We start from the raw sequence: 21,105 nt of genomic DNA, 5'->3' as shown, positions 1-21,105 counted from the left end.
AATTTTCTTTAATGAAATATCAAATAAAATTTTAACTTAATCTGTTTAGTAGATGATTAACACGTCGAATAAATTGATGAGGGTTGTTGAGAGATCCCCGTTCCGCTAATAATGCCTGATCTAATAACAACTCCACCCAATCATTAAAATCGTGATTATCAATAATGTTCATAACACGCTTAATTATCGGATGTTCCGGATTAAGTTCAAAAACATATTTAATATCTGGAGCAGCCTGACCAGCAGCAGTAAATATTTTAGCCATTTGAGTCGTCATATCATCAGATCCAGTCGTAACAACAACGGGTGCCTCTATAAGACGATGCGTCACTCTTACTTCTTTAACTCTATCTCCAAGATAATGTTTTACTCGATTAACAAAAGGTTCAAAAGTTTTCCATGTCTCTTTCTGTTTATCACTATTTGCATCAATCAGTTTATCTAAAAAAGAATCTGATTTACTGACTGATTGTAGTAATTTACCATTAAACTCTGTTAGATAGCTAATCATCCATTCATCTATACGATCAGAAAGCAGTAGTACTTCTATACCCTTCTTATTAAAAAGCTCTAAGTGTGGACTGCTTTTAGCAGCAGCATAACTATCAGCACTAATAAAATAAATTTTTTCTTGTTCTATACTCATTCGACCAATATATTCTTCTAGCGAAACGGTTTGTTCTGAAGTATCGTTGTAAGTTGAAGCAAACCGGATTAGTTTAGCTATCGTTGTAACGTTCGTTGGATCTTCTCCAAGACCTTCTTTTAATACTAGACCAAACTCTACCCAAAAAGATTGATACTTCTGAGCGTCATCTTTAGCTAACCTTTCCAACATTAAAAGTACACGCTTAGTTAAATAACCCTTGAGATTCCTCGTGATTCGACTATCTTGTAACATTTCTCGTGATACATTCAGAGGAATATCATTAGAATCAATAATACCCTTTACAAACCTTAGATAATTTGGCATAAATTGTGTAGCATCATCCATAACCGAAACACGATGGACATAAAGTTTTAAACCGTATTTACGTTCACGATTCCACATGTCCCAAGGCGCTTTCTTAGGAATATAAAGTAGGCTCGTATATTCTTGTTTTCCTTCAACGCGATTATGACTCCAAATAAGGGGATCAGTAATATCATGAGAAAAATGCTTATAGAATTCTTTGTATTCATCATCACTAATTTGAGTTTTACTTCGCGTCCATAACGCTTGCGCTTTATTGATTTTTTCCCAAGTTATAATCTGCTCATCGTGATTATCTTCTAATTGTTTACCCCGAATTTCCATTTCAACTGGTAAATCAATATAATCAGAATATTTTTCAATAAAACTCTTAAGACGACAGCTGTCTAAAAAAACATCTTCACCTTCTCGCAAGTGTAAAACAATATCGGTACCACGATTCTGTTTAGTGATATCTGCTAATGTGTAATCTCCTTCACCAGTAGATTGCCAGAATACTCCTTCTTCCGCTTTCATGCCTGCATAACGAGTGCAAACAGTCACCTGATCCGCAACAACAAAAGCTGAATAGAAACCCACACCAAACTGCCCTATAAACTGATTATCTTTCAACTGTTCAGACTGTAAAGATTGTAAAAATGTCTTTGTCCCAGACTTAGCAATTGTACCTAAATTATCAATAACTTCTTCACGACGCATACCAATACCATTATCACTAAAAGTGATAGTACGTTTTTCTTGATCACAAGAAATTCTTATATGTAATTCAATGTCTTCTTCATATAAATCGGGTTGAGATAAAGCACAGAACCGTAACTTGTCTGCTGCATCTGATGCATTAGAAATCAGCTCACGAAGAAAAATGTCTTTTTTGGAGTAGAGCGAATGAATCATTAAATGAAGTATTTCCTTCACTTCTGACTGAAATCCTCGAGTTTCTTGTCTTTTCATACTAATTTTATACCTAAACTTAATGATTGGATATAAACAATTTTAACCATAAATGAAAAATTCGAATAACGGATATTTTAAGCGAAAATTTAAAAAAAGTATATAGAAACTGAACTAATCTATAAAGTAGAATGAAACATATGAGCATTATTCAAGCTTTAAGTAGACAAATGCTCACTTCTATAGAAAGAAAGAATATCAATATTTTTTATTAAAAATTATAATTGAAACATCCATTAAATAACAAGATCAAAATATTTAAAAAAAAACGTAAAAATCTTTATAGACACTTTACCATTAAACTGACAAATAACACTAAAAATATCTTGATATTAGCTGAATTAATCATCATTAAAAAATCTAAATATATTTTTTTATAATTTAAATCAAAACTAAACTATCAATTAAATAGTTTTATTAATATGAACTAATTTTTCATAATCATCTCTTAAATAAATAATATTTATCTTTTATTAAAATGTAGTGATTGTAGTGGACAATTAAGGGTTTTTTAATTTTTAAGATATACTACTTTTAACTAATACGAATTTAGTTTATACACCTAATTCTCTAATTAATATTTATTCCAAAAATTAAAGTAAATTACTAAAACAAATACTATTAGAAACAACTCTTATATACACTCAAATAACGATGAAACTGCACGTTTGAATTTACTGGTTATTATACTTTGACGCATTTATTAAATTTTAAAGTTTTTACTTTAATAAGCTAATTTCATCAAGATTTCAGTAGATTTTGAAAAGAATTATGGACATCTATGTTGTATGTTTAAATAGACAATATTTTTTTAAAAAATGATATTAATATCACCAAGAAACTCTAGATAAACTTTTGAATCAACCTCATGCGCTAAATACGGATTAAAAAAATAACGTTAGTCGTAAATATTAATTACAGATCGGCATTAAAATAAGTATTTTATAAATTGCAATCTCTAATGAGATTATCTAGCTGACGCTAAGAATTGATTTATTCCGTAGTAAAATACTATTCCACATTAACTTCGAATCAAGAAAACTTTAAAATAAGCTATTATTCTATATAAATAATATTATAAAATTTTAAATAATAATTTAGAGATATTTTTTTAAAATATTTCCATCTTTTAATTAAACATTAATCTAACTATCGTTTCTAATAAAGACATTTTCTTAGATTAATCTTATCCTTAATAAGAATTTTACAATCTAGATAATTATGAAAAACTTTACCTATTTTAAGGATTCGCATATTTCCGCCTGTAATTAACTATAAAACTATTGCTCTATATAAACTAAAAATTTGAAACATCAAATTGCTATTCTGATAAAATCAACTCTATGTTTGCGAACACTCTTAATAATATTACTTTACAATATAGATTATTATAGAATAAAAACCCGAAAAGATCAGACTAAATCCAAATATATTAATTAATAATCTAATTAAGCTTCTAGCTTGGTAACCTAACTTTCATTGATCTTTAAAATATTTTTTTTGATTTTTACAGCATCACAGCAAATTCATCACGACACTTATATCGACTGCTTATTAAAATTAAGAAAAGATACAAAGCTCATTCATAAAATAATAACATTAAATAATTTTATTAAAATTTTTATATCATTCACATGACCGAAAGGTACCTCAAAATCTTCAAGAAAAAATATTTAATCTTTATTTATTAAAATCTTTATACTTTTTTTGATTAATTGAACAATAATTTCATTAAAATCAAATAATTAAAATTTTTTAAAAAAAATCACTAACGCCAGGATTTATAACAATTGATAAGACCATTTGTCGAACTATCATGAGCATCAGTTAAATATTCACTCTTTAGTTCAGGAAGGATTTGATTTGCAAGTTTTTTGCCTAACTCAACCCCCCACTGATCGAAGGTGTAAATGTTAAGTATTACACCCTGAACAAAAATTTTGTGTTCATATAATGCAACAAGTGCACCTAGAGTGTACGGAGTAAGCTTTCGTATTAAAATTGAATTAGTAGGACGATTTCCCTGGAAAACTTTAAAAGGCACAACATGCTGCACTAAATCTTTATTTTTTTCATTTAAGCTACATTGCTGATTCATGCTTTGATGTAGATTACCGAATGCTAATGCTTTTGTCTGAGCGAAAAAATTGGAAAGTAATTTAAGGTGATGATCTCCAATAGAATTATGACTAATAGCAGACGCAATAAAATCACAGGGAACAATTTTGGTACCTTGATGAAGTAATTGAAAAAAAGCATGCTGACTATTAGTTCCTGGTTCCCCCCAAACAATGGGTCCAGTTTGATACATTACTGAGTTCCCCGAACGATTTATAGATTTTCCATTTGATTCCATATTACCTTGTTGAAAATATGCAGAAAAACGATGCATAGATTGATCATAAGGTATAATTGCTTCAGTTTCCATACCAAAAAAATTATTATACCAAATGCCAATTAGCGCCATCAATACAGGTATATTCTTATCCATTGGCATTGAAATAAAATGGTTATCCATAGCATGTGCGCCACTAAGTAGTTCCTCAAAATGATCAAAACCGCACGATAGAGCAATAGACAACCCAACAGCAGACCATAAAGAATATCGACCTCCAACCCAATCCCAAAACTCAAACATATTGTTTTTATCTATCCCAAACCGCTCTACTGCTTCAGTATTCATAGATAAAGCGATAAAATGACGTGCAATATATTTTTCATCTAAAGCTTTTTCTAAAAACCAATCCCGGGCACTATGTGCATTAGTCATTGTTTCCTGAGTGGAAAAAGTTTTCGATGCAATTAAAAACAAAGTAGTAGCGGGATTTAGGCCTTTCATGGTGTTAGAAATATGAGTTCCATCCACATTTGATACATAGTGCATTTTCAGATGATTTTTATAAGGAAATAATGCTTCTGTAATCATATATGGTCCAAGATCAGATCCTCCAATTCCGATATTAACGACATCAGTAATAGCATGCCCACTATACCCCTTCCACTCACCATTGATTATCTGATTGCAGAATGATTTCATTTTATCTAATACTAGATTAATCTGCAGCATAATGTTTTTGCCATCTAAATTAATCGGATTATTTTTTCGATTTCGTAGTGCTGTATGCAAAACAGCGCGATTTTCCGTACGATTAATTTTTTCACCACTAAACATAGATGTTATAGCTTCCTTAACACCACATTCTGTTGCTAATGTAATAAGAAGGACCAATGTTTTTGTGCTGATACGGTTTTTTGAGTAATCTATTAGAATTTCATCATTAAAGGTGGTTGAAAATAAGGAAAAACGCTCACGTTCTTTTAAAAATAAATCGCTTATTTTTACATCTTTCATCACAAGAAAATGTTTTTCTAATGCCTTCCAGGCTGAAGTCTGAGTAGGATCTATGTTCTTCATGACATAACTCTTAGTGTGGATAATTACATTTTCTAAAACATTTGAATTCTTTTATCACTCAAGGAGCAATGGATATTTTTGTATTTACATCTACACCAAATATAAGAAAATCAACATCAACATTAATGTATAACCTCCTAACAAATCTAATATAATTAATTCGAGATATTAATCTTTACTATCTATACTACACTACCTAAGTATTTACTTATGCAATCACTTAATATTAAAATAATAAAAATTGATCTTTATGTGGTGTGTAAATTGAATAAATATTTTTGAAGTTATGAATACATTTTGTTAAAATTAAAGATAATCATCAAACCTCTAACCTTACTGATAAAATTAATTTCAACAAAACGAGATATTTTTCTACTATATCCTAATAAATTTGTTACGCTTAATCTTTAAAGTACTTATATGTCTATAGACATTTATATGTAAATGATTTCATATCATTCTTGTTTCATATAAATTTTAACTACTTCAAAACTAATATATGCATAATTGATTATTCGTATACTTTCACTCACTAAAACACTCTATATAAATTCTAATAAAAATTGTTTTTCTAAAATCACAGTGAATATATTTTTATTATCTTCTAATAGAATCTCTTAACATCATCAAGATGTAGCCAGTATTATTTTTTTAGCGCTTATATGTATGAAAGAAATCAAAAATAATAATATACTAATTCACACTAAAAAAATCGTGAATCTTAAGTAAGATACCTATCATGCAGACAAATGTAAAGTTTAACTAAAAAATACATATTTATTTTAAAACTTTTTTATTACCTCAACAATATAAATTTCATGATAAATAAAAATCAGCTCTAAACAAACGTAACAAAATATTCAATAGATCTTTTCAAGATTTTCCTAAAGATACAATATGTATCTTTATAAATTTAATAAAACACTATTTAAATTATAAAGCCTTCCCTTATAACATTTCACATGTCTTTAATTATTATAAATATTATAGAAATGAAAATCCTCGCTGTCTTTTTAATCGAAAGACAGCGCTTGATTGCTTGTCAAGCATTGGATAAATTTTCTATTACATTCTTATACTCAGTGAGTAAATACTAAAATAACAGTAATATTATAAACTAAAAAACTTTAAAACTCTTTTAAAAAAATCTTAAATTTAAAATTTAAAATTGTAAAATATTGCAATGATTCATTTACATTTAAAGCTTTTATCAACTTAAGTTAAGAGTTACTTAACTAACTCACACTACAACAAACTACTATATAAACAAAAAAGTAAAACTATTCATTCATCTTCGATGTTATCTTAATACAACAATTCATCTTTAATATGGTTATTAATTTAAGATAATAAAAATACTATATTGGCAATAAAATCATAAATAAAAGAAATATACTTTCATAAAATTATTTTTTCTCATTAAAAACTCCTAGTCCTAACGTAGTATCAGCGAAATCAACCAAACCCTATTTTATCTAAATTATATCGCAAATCCTAAATCAATGCAAAAAGCATAATTAATAGCAATTTATACTTAAGGGTTTATTAATTAGTCATAGACACCATACAGGTTAGTAAAATTCTTTCACTTAACTTAATTGACTTATGCTGAAGAGGTTTCTTTTAAGCACAAATAGTACTTAAATATTGTTAAAGATTGGATTATTATATAATTTAATAAATAATTATCAGTGTGATTAGATTTTATAAAAAACTTCACCTAATTACACGGAAAATTACACGTAAACTTTAAAGCATCTTAACTACTAACAATTACAGTATTTTTTTTATTATATTAAGTATTTTTAAAGAAAACTAAGTCGTTAAAAATTTTAATTATTCTAATAATTGTTAATTATAAAAACATTTTCAACTTAATAAGAGTGAATTGGTATATTTATATGATCGTGTCCTACGATTCCGTAAATAGTTAATTAAAAAAAACACTTGTATAAGTTAAAATTTTTTTAAAGTGCACATAAACACAAAAACTTTTCTAATTAACGTAATTGAGATAATTTTATTATCTCCAACTTAATTATTCTTGAGATAGATATTTGCAAATCTACGCAAACAACTAAAAACATATGCAATATATATCTTTATTTTTAAAAAAACTATTTTACATTTAAAAAAAAAGAAATAATGATTTTCTTAAACGTCTTTAATCTAGTAGAAATACTATTAAATATAGAACGAAAAGAATTCTTTAAAATAATTAACATCTCTACTATAAAACCTCTAGATATCTAGAATAAAACATAATCAAGTTAATCAAATCAGTTACATAACTATAAATATTTTTATAAATAAGTAAGTCATCATACTATACTTTGTTCAAACAGCTCACAGCATTTAATACTTGTATGTGATAAACCTATTTTTTTTGAATTTTTTTTAAATTAACGAGCTCTTTACTCTTAAAAATGAAAAAAGAACTATGTAATATTAAAAAATATACAATAACGCTATTATCTATAAATATTATGAGGTTTTATCGACTATGTATCAGACGCTTCTTTCTGATTTTGGTTCTCCATTTCAACGCGTTGAAAATGCTTTAGATGCACTTAGAAATGGTATGGGAGTCTTAGTCTTAGATGATGAAGATCGTGAAAATGAAGGCGATATCATATTTGCCGCACAAACGATGACAGTAAAACAAATGGCAATGACTATTCGTTACGGGAGTGGCATTGTATGCCTATGCTTAACAGAGCAATATTGCAAGAAACTAGAGCTACCGATGATGGTGGAACATAATAACAGTCAGTATAAAACTGCCTTCACCGTCACAATCGAAGCAGCTAAAGGAGTTACCACCGGTGTATCCGCTATGGATCGTTTAACTACAATCCGTGCAGCTATTAACGATAACGCCAAACCGAGCGATTTAAACCGACCTGGACATGTATTTCCATTGCGTGCTCAACCAGGGGGTGTGTTAACACGTGGCGGCCATACTGAATCAGCAATAGACTTGACAAGTCTTGCAAAATTAAAACCAGCCGGAGTACTGTGTGAACTAATGAATGAAGATGGCTCCATGATGCGTGCGCCAGAGATTGTTATTTTTGGTCAACAACACAATATGTCAGTATTGACTGTGCAAGACCTGATAAGCTATCGTCGAAATTTAATAAATAAAGTAAAGTAAGTTGTCTATATAACAGAAATAGTAATTTATGTGCATCACTAACCAAGCAATCTAAATCGTTTTTTAAAACAACACCAGTTATTTACTTCATCTAACCAGGAATTAAATAACTGGATAAAACCCATAACATAATACAGTTTTTATATGACGACAACACTGCAATCACTTAATCAGGTGTTTAGTTAGCAAGAAAACACTTTCATAAACAAAACGCTAAAGTAAGATCTTAACACTGTATAATATAAGAATAAATTTAATTATCTAGAGTGTAGTAAAAAAATCAGTATAAAGTGTATTGACTTAGAAATGAACTTCTAACCAAATTTTAGATGTGTTAAAATAACAAGACATCATTATTAACATTATGTAAAATTAACATGTTGTACACATTTTTTAATGATAAAGTCATATTTTTTAAGAATATTAAGAATTATTTCTTCTACATTAATCTTCGTTAATTATTAACGTGTAACAATACAGCACTAAACATAAAAATAACTTTGTTTATTTTCTATAAACAATTTATTTCAAATCGATAAAATATCAGACAGCAAAATGTCTTCTAACGCTAGATTTATTATTATCAAGTTATCTAAAAAATAGATGCTCTAAAATAATTAATATGCATGTATTTATACCGCAAAATCTTTCTTTTAAGAAAAGAAATGTTCAATGATTAAATTTAATACCTTAATAATCGTTTTTATTTATAAACGGATTTTAACATATATACTATACAATTAGTAATAATTAATATTTTGTTTTTTTATTAAAAACGTAAATATAGAACAATTTACAATAAAATCTATTTATTAAAATTATTTTTTTTAACATCCTAGTTACTAGATAAAAATATATAATCATTCGAATAGATTTAAAAAATTTTAAGATATACTTAAGTTAACAATGATATAGGTGTAATTTTAATACTAAATATATTATAATAATTTTATTAACAATCATATTCTTAATTGCTCCATAATATTATTATTTACATTTTAAACATTATATTGTAAATAGTCCCCTAATTAACTCTTAATCAAAAGATCTCAGACAACACTTTATAAAATATTCTACAGAATATATAGTATCGTAAAACCCTATATAAAATATCTTTATTTTAACAAAAATAGAATTTTCATTTACTCCTGTTGCATTTATATGATAAAGGGGCTATTTTCTCTTCCTGTAATATAATTTATTCTTAAAAATATGTTAGGAGTAAACAATGAAAGTAATCTTGCCTGATTTCCGCCGGGCAAGCGTACTAGTAATAGGCGATATCATGTTAGACAGATACTGGTATGGTTTTAGTGACCGAATTTCACCAGAAGCACCCGTTCCTATCGTAAAAATTGACACTACGGAAGAACGTCCTGGTGGTGCTGCTAATGTCGCAATGAATATTGCCGAACTAGGAAGTTGTGTCCATTTAATTGGTCTTACTGGAATTGATGACGCCGCCTGTACACTAAACACTAAACTTACTCAAGTAAACGTAACGTGTGATTTTATTGCTATCAAGAGCCACCCAACGATTATAAAATTACGAGTGATCTCACGTAATCAACAGTTAACCCGATTCGACTTTGAAAAAAAATTTGAGAATATTGATTTAACATGCATAATGAAACGAATTCAATTTGCATTACAAAGAACCAACATCGTGGTACTTTCTGATTATGCAAAAGGTACGTTAGTAGCGGTAAACGAAATAATAACTTTAGCCCGCACCGCGGGAATACCTGTTCTTGTTGATCCAAAAGGAGCAGATTTTAGCCGTTATCAAACCGCAACATTACTCACCCCTAATTTGTCAGAATTTGAAGCAGTAGTAGGATCTTGTCCGGATGAACAAACACTAGTAAATCGAGGGTTAGAGATAATTAATGACTACCATCTATCCGCGCTACTTATTACTCGTTCTGAACAAGGAATGACCTTATTACAACCAGGGAAATATCCACTACACTTAGCAACACAGGCACAGGAAGTTTACGACGTTACTGGAGCTGGAGATACTGTTATTGGGGTTTTAGCGGCTGCACTAGGAGCGGGTAACAGTTTGGAGTCTTCTTGCATGTTAGCAAATGCTGCCACAGGAGTTGTTGTGGGGAAATTAGGAACTTCTAGTGTTAGTCTCTTAGAGCTAGATGATGCCATTCACGGGTGTATAGAAAATAGTTTTGGAGTGATGAGCGAAAGCACGCTTAAACAAGCGGTCATGCTTGCAAGGAAACGCGGTGATAAAATAGTCATGACTAACGGAGTTTTTGATATTCTACATCCAGGTCATATACATTACCTCACTAGTGCTTCTCAGAAGGGAAATCGACTAATAATAGCTGTCAACAATGATGAATCTACCAAACGCTTAAAAGGGAAAAACCGCCCTATAAATTCGCTAGAACAGCGTATGGCTGTTCTAGCAGCTCTAGAAATGGTTGATTGGGTGGTTCCGTTTAATGAAGATACACCCCAAAGACTTATAGCCGACATATTACCGGATGTCCTGGTAAAAGGAGGTGATTATAAAGAACATGAGATTGCCGGCAGTGAAGATGTATGGAATAATGGGGGAGATGTGATTGTTATAAATTTTAAACATGGTTTTTCTACCACAAGCATTGTTGATGCTATAAAAAAGAAGAATTTAAATTTTTAAACAAAAAAACAAAATCAATAAATTTCAATATGGGTTTAGATAACCCTGGCAATATTTTTACAAGATTTAAACCATTCTCACAAAAACTTTTCAGTGCTTTTTTTCGCATGAAAAACCTAAAACACTATATACTAAATTATTTATATGAGAAATAATGATTATTAATACTTGTTTTTGTTTTTATAAAGAAACAGGATTAAAAAATAAAATAATGTTCGCTTAAAAATTTTACATTTAAACATACAGCTTATATTTCATGTTAGTGGATAAACATCCAAGCATGATAAAACGCGGCTAAATTAAATGTGATCAATTTTCTTTTTTTCTCCATCATCGATAGATGATGGTAATCGCAAGAAAAAAATCAATTCTTATGAATTAGTAAGCACGTATATTTTAAAGATCAAACTTTAATGTTCAGAGACGCAGCTAGCTTTGCTAAATACTAAATAAAAACATTGATAAACATACATCCAAAAAAATAAAGATTAAAATTATTTAAAAAATAATATTTTTATAACTTAGTCGTTAAATGATTTTTTTTTAAAATACATTTCACTTAAAACATAGCCATCCTTATTTTTTTAAATTAATATTTGAAAAATAAAACTTTATAAGTTTATAATTGAGCGAATTTAAAAAAACAAATTTAAATCTTAAGATAGATAAAGATTTATAAAGCACATATCGTTAAAGGATGGATGCATGACTTGGATTGATTACATCATTGTAGGTTTCCTTGTGCTTTCAACTTTAGCGAGCTTAATTCGCGGGTTTATACACGAAGGCTTATCGTTAATAACATGGATCTGTGCATTTTTTTTAGCCAATCGTTATTATAGTTCTCTTGCAATATATTTTACGAGTTTTAAAGAAAAACTCGTTCGTAACTTTATTGCAATGAGCTTGATTTTTATATCAACAATTGTTATTGGATACATGATTAATTGTTTTGTTGGTTCGTTGGTGGAGAAAAGTGTTTTTTCAACTACAGATCGAGTGTTAGGATTGTGTTTTGGTGCAGTTCGAGGTATTTTGCTCGTATCCGTAGGAGTATTTGTCATCAATGTATTTACTGATTTTTCTCGCAGCCCAGATTGGCAACAATCTAAATGTATTCCACATTTTCTTAAAATAATAAGATGGATTATAGATTATATGAAAAATAGTTCAATTTTTCATATTAAGGATTTTTTCAACAAGTTTAATCTCTAAACACTATAAAATTTAATCTAATTTATTTTTTATTAGGTTATATTGTAACTTACATACTTCCATATTTTTTTTAAAATCTTTCAAATACGAAAGCTTAAAGGTAAAAATATAATTATTTCAATCATATACTAAATTTATAATTTATAGTGGAATAAAAATAAAAACTTTAATAACAACATATTCTTCTTTCAGAAGAAAGTTTTACATGTTATCTAAAAACTCTACATATCAAGTTAAGTTTTTAAGCAAGTTATTTTTTTAAATATCAATTATTTTCTGATTTTATATATATAAACTAAAAACTTTAATCATACTCATCTAAGTATGACCATATAATAAAACAATATTAAATATATTAACCTCAAACCATGTCACTGATTAAAATAACTATTATTCCTATTAGTACTTTTTACATTTTAAACATCGAATTAAGTGTATCATAGATTATAAAATTAAGAGTAATATAAAATTTCGGTTTTTTATGCTATGATCAAAAAAAAACTGCCTACCTTCAATCATCATTTACTCCATCCTCGTTATTGGTTAACTTGGTTTGGTGTTGCAGTGCTTTATTTACTAGTTCTTCTTCCATATCCTCTACTTTATAAAATAGGTACCTTTTTAGGACGATTTGCTCTTTGTTTTATGCAAAAAAGAAAGGTAATTACACGTCGCAATCTATTATTATGTTTTCCTGAAATGTCAACCAATAAACGTGAAAAACTGTTGCAAAAAAATTTTGAATCAGTTGGTATGGGTATTATTGAAACTGGCATCGCCTGGTTCTGGCCAGACTGGCGCATCAAACGATGGATGTCAGTTAAAGGTTTAGAAAAAATAACTTTCGCTAGAAAAAAAAACAAAGGCATCCTACTTATCGGTATGCATTTTCTTACTCTTGAAATAGGTGCTCGTATATTTGGAATACATAATCCAGGTATTGGAGTCTATCGTACACATAACAATCCATTACTAAATTGGTTACAAATCTGGGGTCGTATGCGCTCTAACAAATCAATGTTAGAAAGATCAAACCTAAGAGGTATGATTCGCGCATTAAAAAATGGTAATATTATCTGGTATGCGCCAGATCACGACTATGGTCCAAAAAGTAGTGTATTTACACCGTTTTTTGCTGTTCCTAAAACTGCAACAACTGCTGGCACCTACTTACTGCTCAAAACAACTAAACCATTAATTATCTCATGCATTCCACGTCGCCGCTCACATGGGCAGGGTTATGAATTATTAATTTTGTCACATAAAAAACGTGTGCCATTGGATGCTGTTTCTGTGGCTACTTACATAAATCAAATAATCGAACACGCCATCATGAAAGCCCCAGATCAATACATGTGGTTACATCGTCGTTTTAAGACCCGACCACCCGGCGAACCATCTTTATATAATTAGTTTTTAACTAACAATAGAACAAATAAATATATTTATTAAAATCAAAAAAAACTCTCTACAAATATATCATCTAAAAGTATGGACTATAATTTAAACATCATTATTACGTATTTTAAATTATGTCGTATAGATTTAAAGATTTTTAATCTTTATGGTTTTATCACTTCCTATAACCTTTAGTATTATGTAAAAACAATTCATTTAATCTTAGAACGAACTTTCAAATACAAATATCATTTTAAGATAACTTAAAAGGCTATTTTAGAAAAATACAGGTAAAGAAGGACATAAGTTTTATTGAATGGTATTCAATATTTTATTTTCTAGGATACATTTGCGGTGATCAACTATTAAACACTTTTTATCTTACTATAATATTAGTGCTTTAATTAACTAATAATCCAAAAATTTAAATCCTACATATACAATGTATGCATTTACATAATATATATATACTAACTACTAACTGAATTATTTGTTCAATATAGAAACAAAAAACTTTTATTGTCACAATAAATAAATTTACCGTTTTTTTAACTTCTTTTAAGATAAAACATTATAAACTAACATATATCTTAAATAGATATTTATAATATAGATAATGTCTATTTAATAGTTAGTAGTAATTCAGGCAGTTAATCCATAATACATAACTAGTATAAATTAAATGTATCATTTAAACTTTATACATATAATTTTTAAAAAGTATTATAAATAACTTAAAGTTAAATTATACTTTAAATATCAATATTAGATAACTCTGAATTACAATCAAATAAAATAGATATCATATATATAAAATAACACTTACAGGTTTTAAATATATCATATCTAGTTTAGATCATTGTCAACAATAAAATCTAAACAACATAAATAGAATCCTTATTTTTTTTGCATCTAATCAATAATCTGAATTAAAAATTTTTTAGTTACTAAGAAAGTAAAAAAAAATTACTACACCCAAAAAAATACTTAAGATCAAAATAATTTTAATATTGAGTATTTTATACTTATTTAAATTATTAACTTAACTATATTTATTTTTTAACAAACTAAAAATATCTTCATTGTTAAAAAAAAACATATATACCCCCTTGAAGCCCACTCTAACGCCCCCATCTTAATCAATCAATGAGGCCATGCATGATCCAAAAAAAACGTAGTGCAAGCCGTTTATTATAGGAAACTGATCAAGACTGTATCATAGGGAGCTATTAATGAAAATTCGTCCATTACATGATCGCGCTATAGTTAAGCGCAAAGAAGTTGAAGCTAAATCTGCTGGCGGCATCGTCTTAACTGGGTCTGCTGCCAGCAAGTCTACCCGTGGTGAAGTAATTGCTATTGGAAATGGCCGTATACTAGACAACGGCGAAGTAAAGCCGCTAGACGTTAAAGTAGGCGATATCGTAATTTTCAATGACGGATATGGCGTGAAAGTTGAAAAAATCGATAACGAAGAAGTTCTAATTATGTCAGAAAGCGACATCCTAGCTATCGTTGAAAAATAACATTCGCGCGAAATCATCTGAACTGAACGAATTTAAAGGAAATAGAAATGGCAGCTAAAGACGTAAAATTCGGTAACGACGCTCGCATAAAAATGCTTCGCGGCGTCAATATTCTCGCTGACGCAGTCAAAGTAACCCTTGGTCCTAAAGGTCGAAATGTAGTTTTAGACAAATCTTTTGGATCACCTCTCATAACGAAAGATGGTGTTGCAGTTGCACGTGAAATCGAATTAGAAGATAAATTCGAAAACATGGGTGCTCAAATGGTAAAGGAAGTTGCATCAAAAGCTAATGATGCTGCTGGAGATGGAACAACTACTGCTACCGTGCTTGCTCAGTCTATCGTTAATGAAGGTTTAAAAGCTGTTGCTGCGGGAATGAATCCCATGGATCTGAAGCGTGGTATTGATAAAGCGGTGATTGCTGCAGTAGAGGAACTAAAAAAACTTTCTGAGTCTTGCTCTGATTCTACCGCTATCGCACAAGTAGGAACCATATCTGCTAACTCAGATGCAACTGTTGGTACCCTAATTGCTGAAGCTATGGAGAAAGTTGGTAAAGAAGGCGTAATTACTGTTGAAGAAGGTTCTGGATTGCAAGATGAATTAGATGTTGTAGAAGGAATGCAATTCGATCGCGGTTACTTATCTCCCTATTTTGTCAATAAACCAGAAACTGGATCTGTTGAACTTGACACTCCGTTCATTCTCCTAGTTGACAAAAAAATCTCTAATATACGTGAATTACTTCCTTTATTAGAAGCAGTTGCAAAAGCGGGTAAACCACTTCTAATTATTGCTGAAGACGTTGAAGGCGAAGCACTTGCGACTCTTGTTGTCAATACCATGCGGGGTATCGTAAAAGTTGCAGCTGTGAAAGCGCCTGGATTTGGTGATCGACGTAAAGCTACCCTTCAAGATATTGCTATCTTAACGGGAGGAACTGTTATCTCTGAAGAGATCGGCCTTGAATTAGAGAAAACTACCCTAGAGGATATGGGGCAAGCAAAACGTATTGTTATTACAAAAGACACTACTACCATCATCGATGGTGTCGGAGATAAAAAACTTATTAATAGCCGAGTTATACAAATCAACCAACAACGAGATGAAGCAACTTCCGATTACGATCGTGAAAAACTTCAAGAGCGTGTAGCAAAACTTGCTGGTGGTGTTGCAGTCATCAAAGTAGGGGCCGCTACTGAAGTTGAAATGAAAGAGAAAAAAGCTCGCGTAGAAGATGCTCTTCACGCTACTCGTGCTGCAGTAGAAGAAGGGGTAGTTGCTGGTGGTGGTGTTGTGCTAATCCGAGTAGCTAACAGTATTGCTGAACTCCGTGGCGATAATGAAGACCAAAATGTTGGTATTAAGGTAGCACGTCGAGCAATGGAAGCTCCTCTCCGTCAGATTGTTGCTAATGCAGGTGAAGAACCTTCCGTAATTGCTAATAAAGTAAAAGCAGGAGAAGGTAACATTGGTTATAATGCAGCAACTGAAGAATATGGAAACATGATTGAAATGGGAATTTTAGATCCCACAAAAGTCACGCGCTCTGCTCTACAATATGCAGCCTCTATCGCTGGTTTAATGATTACCACAGAATGCATGATAACCGACCAACCCAAAGAAGAAAAACCTGAAATGAGTAACAACATGAATGGTATGGGCGGTATGGGTGGTATGGGTGGTATGATGTAGTTTTTAGAAAAATATTAAACACCCACACATCATAGTAAGTACTACTTAAGTATCATTAAGTTATACATCTCCGATGTTCTAGAGTTAAATCTTATCCAGAACATCGGTATGATTTTAAAAAAAAATCATTTCTATATAAATCCAAAATAACATATTTATTTCAAATTCTTTTACTCGGTCTTAAATTATTTTTCTAGAAAAATATAATCAGATTTTATCTAAATTCTTTGAAAAATACTCAATAACTCCTTGGTGGGATGTTTTCATTCCTTCCTGACCCTTAATCCATTGGGCTGGACAGACATCACCATGTTCTTCATGAAACTGAAGAGCGTCAATTATGCGGATTATCTCATCGATGTTTCGACCTAAAGGTAAATCATTAACAATTTGATGCCGAACTATTCCATGCTGGTCAATTAAAAAGGAACCTCGTAATGCTACTCCAACATCTGGATGCTCCACTCCATATGCTTTAATAATTTCGCGTTTAATATCAGCTACCATAGGATAATGAACAGAACCAACACCACCTTGCATAACAGAAAGATTTCTCCAAGCATTATGAACAAATACAGAGTCAAAGGAAACACCAACAATTCTAACCCCGCGTTTTTTAAATTCCCCATAACGCTTATCAAATGCAATTAATTCTGATGGACATACAAAAGTAAAATCCATTGGCCAGAAAAAAACAACTGCTGATTTACCTTGAATATATGATTTAAGGTTAAAATTATTAGTAATTTCTCCGTTTCCAAGTACGGCAGAAGCCGTGAAGTCAGGTGCTTGACGAGCAACTAAAACCATGTTAACTCCCATAAAGTTATTTTAAAATTAAAAAATTAATTTACTAAAACATGCAATTAACATAAGCACATAACGTCACTGTGATAGTTAAATAAAAAAACAAGAAAACTATTTATAAAAAATAATTAATTTATAATAATATATAATTATCATGTTTACAATAATGTCTTATTTTAAGAGAAAATAAAAAATATTATTAAAAATTAACTATTGTACTTAATTATTTTAATTTTTCAAACATTCTTTATAATTAACAACTTTTTATTAAAAAATAAGATTCCTTTTAAAATAGGGAATTTCTACATCTCAATATAATTATTTTAAATTATAGTTTTATCAACTTCACATCGTCATTAAATTTAAAATTTTACAATACTGCCCACAAAAACTATATACTAAACTTCATGACAACAGAATAAAAGTATATTTATTCCACAGATATGTTTTTGTCTTTCATATGAAGCGAGGAGTGGGATCTTATTTTAACAAGAAAGATAATAATTTATACTAAATTGTTGTTTTTTTATTTTATTAGCGATTACAGCCACTCTTTATCTTAATTAATAATAATGCATGAGAGAAAATCTCTCATATTAAAATTTATTTATTAATATACATTTTATCTTTTAACTCTACTAAAACTGGCGCCACAGTATAAAAAGAACCAAATACTAACACACAATCTTCAGGAGAAGAATCTTCTAGCGCTTGATACCAAGCGCTTAATACATCTTTAAAGTTTCTTGTATCATGATGATTAAGATGTAGAGCTAAATCTAAAGAAGTAGCTGCACGTGTCCCTTTAAGCGATGCACAATACCATATATCTACCTGATTACGTAAACATCTAAGAGTTTCTGGAATATTTTTATCTAACAACATTCCCACTACTGCTCGAATAGTACCATCAATAGATATTTCTTCCAAACGTCGAGCGAGATAACGAGCAGCATGAGGGTTATGACCAACATCTAAAATGATTAATGGTGTTCTTGAAATACATTGAAACCGCCCTAAGAGAGAAGCTTCACGAAGCCCCTTATGTACCGCAACTTCTGATATAGAAAATGGTAAGCAAGAAACTACCGCGAGCGCTGTTGCTGCATTCGCTAATGGAATAGTTGGTTTGGGAAGCAAAGTAAGCTTATAATAATTATTCCACCAACACCAATCTATTTCACCACTCTTCCACCACCAATCACGATTTACAGCATACAAAACTGAATTAGCATCAAAAGCAGCCAGATCAAGTGTTGATGGTCGGTTAACTTCACCTATAACCGCTGGTTTCCCTGGGCGGAAAATACCAGCTTTTTCTCTCGCAATACTAGAACGATTGTTACCCAACCACTCAATATGATCCAAGGCAATGGATGTTATCACAGCGACATCAGCATCAACAATATTAGTAGCATCTAACCGTCCCCCTAAACCGACCTCAAGGATTACTACGTCGAGATTTGCTTGTCGAAAAAGATGCAACGCCGATAGAGTACTAAATTCAAAGTAACTCAATGAAATCGAATTTCTACCAGATTCAATAAACGCCATCGATTCACTATGAGCAACATCGGATAATTCAACACCTTGAATACGAACCCGTTCAGTGTATTGCAGTAAATGCGGGGAAGTATAGAGACCAACACGCATTCCACTGGAAAGAAAAATGGCTTCAAGCAAACAACAAGTAGTTCCCTTTCCGTTCGTACCACCAACAGTAATGACATAAGTGGCTGGGGATAGCAAATTAAGCTTAGTTGCTACATGCAACACTCGATCCAAACTTAAATCAATATCTTTAGGATGAAGCGATTGAAGATAATCAATCCACATCTTCAATGAAGATGTGGATTTAGGAATCAGTGTTTTTTTTATATCTTTATTCATTAGCTAATAAACGTTTTTTTAAAAGTTACATTTTAATAAAAGATACAGTTTTTATTATTTCGATGGTTTTTAAGAAAATAAATCTCACATTGAAGAATATTTAATTATTATAATTGGTGTTTTTGACAAGGAGGCAAATTAGTTAGTTTTGCTAACAGATTAGCTATCCGGAAACGCATTTCTGGACGACGAATAATAAGATCAATTGCTCCTTTTTCAATCAAGAATTCACTTCGTTGAAAACCTGCTGGTAATTTTTCTCCCACAGTTTGTTCTATTACCCGAGGACCTGCAAATCCAATTAATGCCTTCGGCTCAGCAATATTTAAATCACCAAGCATAGCTAAACTAGCTGAAACTCCTCCCATGGTAGGATCAGTCAAAACTGAAATGTAGGGTAACTTATGTATTCGAAACCGAGCAAGAGCCGCACTCGTTTTAGCCATCTGCATTAAAGAAATCAGAGCTTCTTGCATGCGTGCACCACCACTAGCAGAAAAACATATCAACGGACAAGCATCTGATAAAGCGGATTCGACAGCACGTACAAATCGCGCACCTACTACTGAGGACATTGAGCCACCAATAAATGCAAATTCAAATGCCGCTACAACTACAGGCATTCCATAGAGTGTGCCTTTCATTACTACTAATGCATCTTTTTCTTCCGTAGTTTTCTGAGCGATAGCTAGGCGATCTTTATATTTTTTTAAATCTTTAAATTTTAAAATATCTTTTGGTTCTAGGTCACTACCGAGTTCTACCATAGTCTCTCGATCTAAAAAAGAATGTAAACGAGCTCTTGCTGTCATCCGCATATGATGATCACATTTTGGACAAACCTCAAGATTACGTTTTAGTTCAGCTCGATATAAGACTTGACTACAGCTATTACACTTAGTCCAGACGCCTTCAGGAATACTGGCTCTGTGCGTTGGAACTATTCTACTTTTATTGAGAATACGTTCAATCCAGGTCATTGTTGATTTTTTTTATATTTTTATAAATAAAGGTTATCTATTAACCTTAATCAAGCAAGGTAAAGATATTTTTCTCATCAGAGATACTTGTTAATATATCTACAATATTATTTATTATAAATAATTTAACTCTCAAATACGGTCTTATCTTATATTTATTACATTTATCCATGTTAAAATACATTGTTTTTAATCTTTTAAGGAAAAAGATAAATATAACATGATAGTTATCAAAGAACTAATTTTTAGTATAAAAATATATTATTTCTACGTTTTTTATCGATTATTAATTTTATTAATATAAATAATTTATTTTTATATAAAAAACATTACACTAACTAATTTTTTCATTAAAGCAATTAACAATAAATATTATTTTAATAATATATAACATATAGGTAAAGTTTTATCGGCAGATATTAACAACAATT

At 30.3% G+C, this 21,105-nt stretch carries 11 protein-coding genes; 6 read left to right on the top strand and 5 right to left on the bottom strand.

Translation table 11 applies throughout. The annotated features are described in order from the left end of the window. Window positions 1-31: 31 nt before the first annotated feature. On the bottom strand, window positions 32-1,924 hold the full coding sequence (gene htpG / locus A35E_RS00860) for a molecular chaperone HtpG (protein ID WP_014888787.1): 1,893 nt from the start codon (window positions 1,922-1,924) through the stop codon (window positions 32-34). 1,768 nt (window positions 1,925-3,692) lie between these two features. After that, window positions 3,693-5,339, bottom strand: coding sequence for a glucose-6-phosphate isomerase (gene pgi, locus A35E_RS00855; RefSeq protein ID WP_014888786.1), 1,647 nt, complete (start codon window positions 5,337-5,339; stop codon window positions 3,693-3,695). 2,503 nt (window positions 5,340-7,842) lie between these two features. Here pgi and ribB point away from each other — a divergent pair. The 6 genes from ribB (at window position 7,843) to groL (ending at window position 16,997) form a co-directional block, all read left to right on the top strand. Then, window positions 7,843-8,496 carry a 3,4-dihydroxy-2-butanone-4-phosphate synthase gene (gene ribB, locus A35E_RS00850; RefSeq protein ID WP_014888785.1) on the top strand — a complete coding sequence of 218 codons (654 nt, stop codon included), beginning with the start codon at window positions 7,843-7,845 and terminating at the stop codon, window positions 8,494-8,496. A gap of 1,228 nt (window positions 8,497-9,724) precedes the next feature. Continuing rightward, window positions 9,725-11,161 carry a bifunctional D-glycero-beta-D-manno-heptose-7-phosphate kinase/D-glycero-beta-D-manno-heptose 1-phosphate adenylyltransferase HldE gene (gene hldE / locus A35E_RS00845; protein ID WP_014888784.1) on the top strand — a complete coding sequence of 479 codons (1,437 nt, stop codon included), beginning with the start codon at window positions 9,725-9,727 and terminating at the stop codon, window positions 11,159-11,161. 705 nt (window positions 11,162-11,866) lie between these two features. Beyond that, window positions 11,867-12,376: a CvpA family protein gene (locus A35E_RS00840; RefSeq protein WP_014888783.1), complete on the top strand. Its 510-nt coding sequence runs from the start codon at window positions 11,867-11,869 to the stop codon at window positions 12,374-12,376. 486 nt (window positions 12,377-12,862) lie between these two features. Next, on the top strand, window positions 12,863-13,789 hold the full coding sequence (lpxL, locus tag A35E_RS00835) for an LpxL/LpxP family Kdo(2)-lipid IV(A) lauroyl/palmitoleoyl acyltransferase (protein WP_014888782.1): 927 nt from the start codon (window positions 12,863-12,865) through the stop codon (window positions 13,787-13,789). 1,217 nt (window positions 13,790-15,006) lie between these two features. Next, a complete protein-coding gene (locus A35E_RS00830; RefSeq protein WP_014888781.1) occupies window positions 15,007-15,300 on the top strand; it encodes a co-chaperone GroES in 294 nt (97 codons plus the stop codon). Window positions 15,301-15,347: 47 nt separating this feature from the next. Then, complete coding sequence (gene groL / locus A35E_RS00825; protein WP_014888780.1) at window positions 15,348-16,997, top strand: chaperonin GroEL; 1,650 nt, start codon at window positions 15,348-15,350, stop codon at window positions 16,995-16,997. Between the two features lie 207 nt (window positions 16,998-17,204). On the opposite strand, the gene A35E_RS00820 is transcribed toward groL, so the two are convergent. The 3 genes from A35E_RS00820 to accD all read right to left on the bottom strand — a co-directional run bounded on the left by A35E_RS00820 (window position 17,205) and on the right by accD (window position 20,674). Beyond that, window positions 17,205-17,807 (bottom strand): peroxiredoxin C, encoded by a 603-nt coding sequence (locus tag A35E_RS00820; RefSeq protein WP_014888779.1) that lies wholly within the window; start codon window positions 17,805-17,807, stop codon window positions 17,205-17,207. A gap of 600 nt (window positions 17,808-18,407) precedes the next feature. Next, entirely contained in the window at window positions 18,408-19,694 is a 1,287-nt protein-coding gene (gene folC / locus A35E_RS00815; RefSeq protein WP_014888778.1) for a bifunctional tetrahydrofolate synthase/dihydrofolate synthase, read from the bottom strand. Window positions 19,695-19,801: 107 nt separating this feature from the next. Then, window positions 19,802-20,674 carry an acetyl-CoA carboxylase, carboxyltransferase subunit beta gene (gene accD / locus A35E_RS00810; RefSeq protein WP_014888777.1) on the bottom strand — a complete coding sequence of 291 codons (873 nt, stop codon included), beginning with the start codon at window positions 20,672-20,674 and terminating at the stop codon, window positions 19,802-19,804. Window positions 20,675-21,105: the final 431 nt, after the last annotated feature.

Source organism: secondary endosymbiont of Heteropsylla cubana, from assembly GCF_000287355.1.
Lineage (GTDB): Bacteria > Pseudomonadota > Gammaproteobacteria > Enterobacterales > Enterobacteriaceae.
The sequence above is the reverse complement of the archived record's forward strand: the minus strand, read 5'-3'. Positions and strand labels throughout refer to the sequence as shown.

Coding starts and splice junctions, on each gene's coding strand:
- groL (WP_014888780.1), top strand. CDS start 15,348: ATGGCAGCTAAAGACGTAAAATTCGGTAACGACGCTCGCATAAAAATG.
- hldE (WP_014888784.1), top strand. CDS start 9,725: ATGAAAGTAATCTTGCCTGATTTCCGCCGGGCAAGCGTACTAGTAATA.
- A35E_RS00840 (WP_014888783.1), top strand. CDS start 11,867: ATGACTTGGATTGATTACATCATTGTAGGTTTCCTTGTGCTTTCAACT.
- htpG (WP_014888787.1), bottom strand. CDS start 1,924: ATGAAAAGACAAGAAACTCGAGGATTTCAGTCAGAAGTGAAGGAAATA.
- ribB (WP_014888785.1), top strand. CDS start 7,843: ATGTATCAGACGCTTCTTTCTGATTTTGGTTCTCCATTTCAACGCGTT.
- folC (WP_014888778.1), bottom strand. CDS start 19,694: ATGAATAAAGATATAAAAAAAACACTGATTCCTAAATCCACATCTTCA.
- A35E_RS00830 (WP_014888781.1), top strand. CDS start 15,007: ATGAAAATTCGTCCATTACATGATCGCGCTATAGTTAAGCGCAAAGAA.
- A35E_RS00820 (WP_014888779.1), bottom strand. CDS start 17,807: ATGGTTTTAGTTGCTCGTCAAGCACCTGACTTCACGGCTTCTGCCGTA.
- lpxL (WP_014888782.1), top strand. CDS start 12,863: ATGATCAAAAAAAAACTGCCTACCTTCAATCATCATTTACTCCATCCT.
- accD (WP_014888777.1), bottom strand. CDS start 20,674: ATGACCTGGATTGAACGTATTCTCAATAAAAGTAGAATAGTTCCAACG.
- pgi (WP_014888786.1), bottom strand. CDS start 5,339: ATGAAGAACATAGATCCTACTCAGACTTCAGCCTGGAAGGCATTAGAA.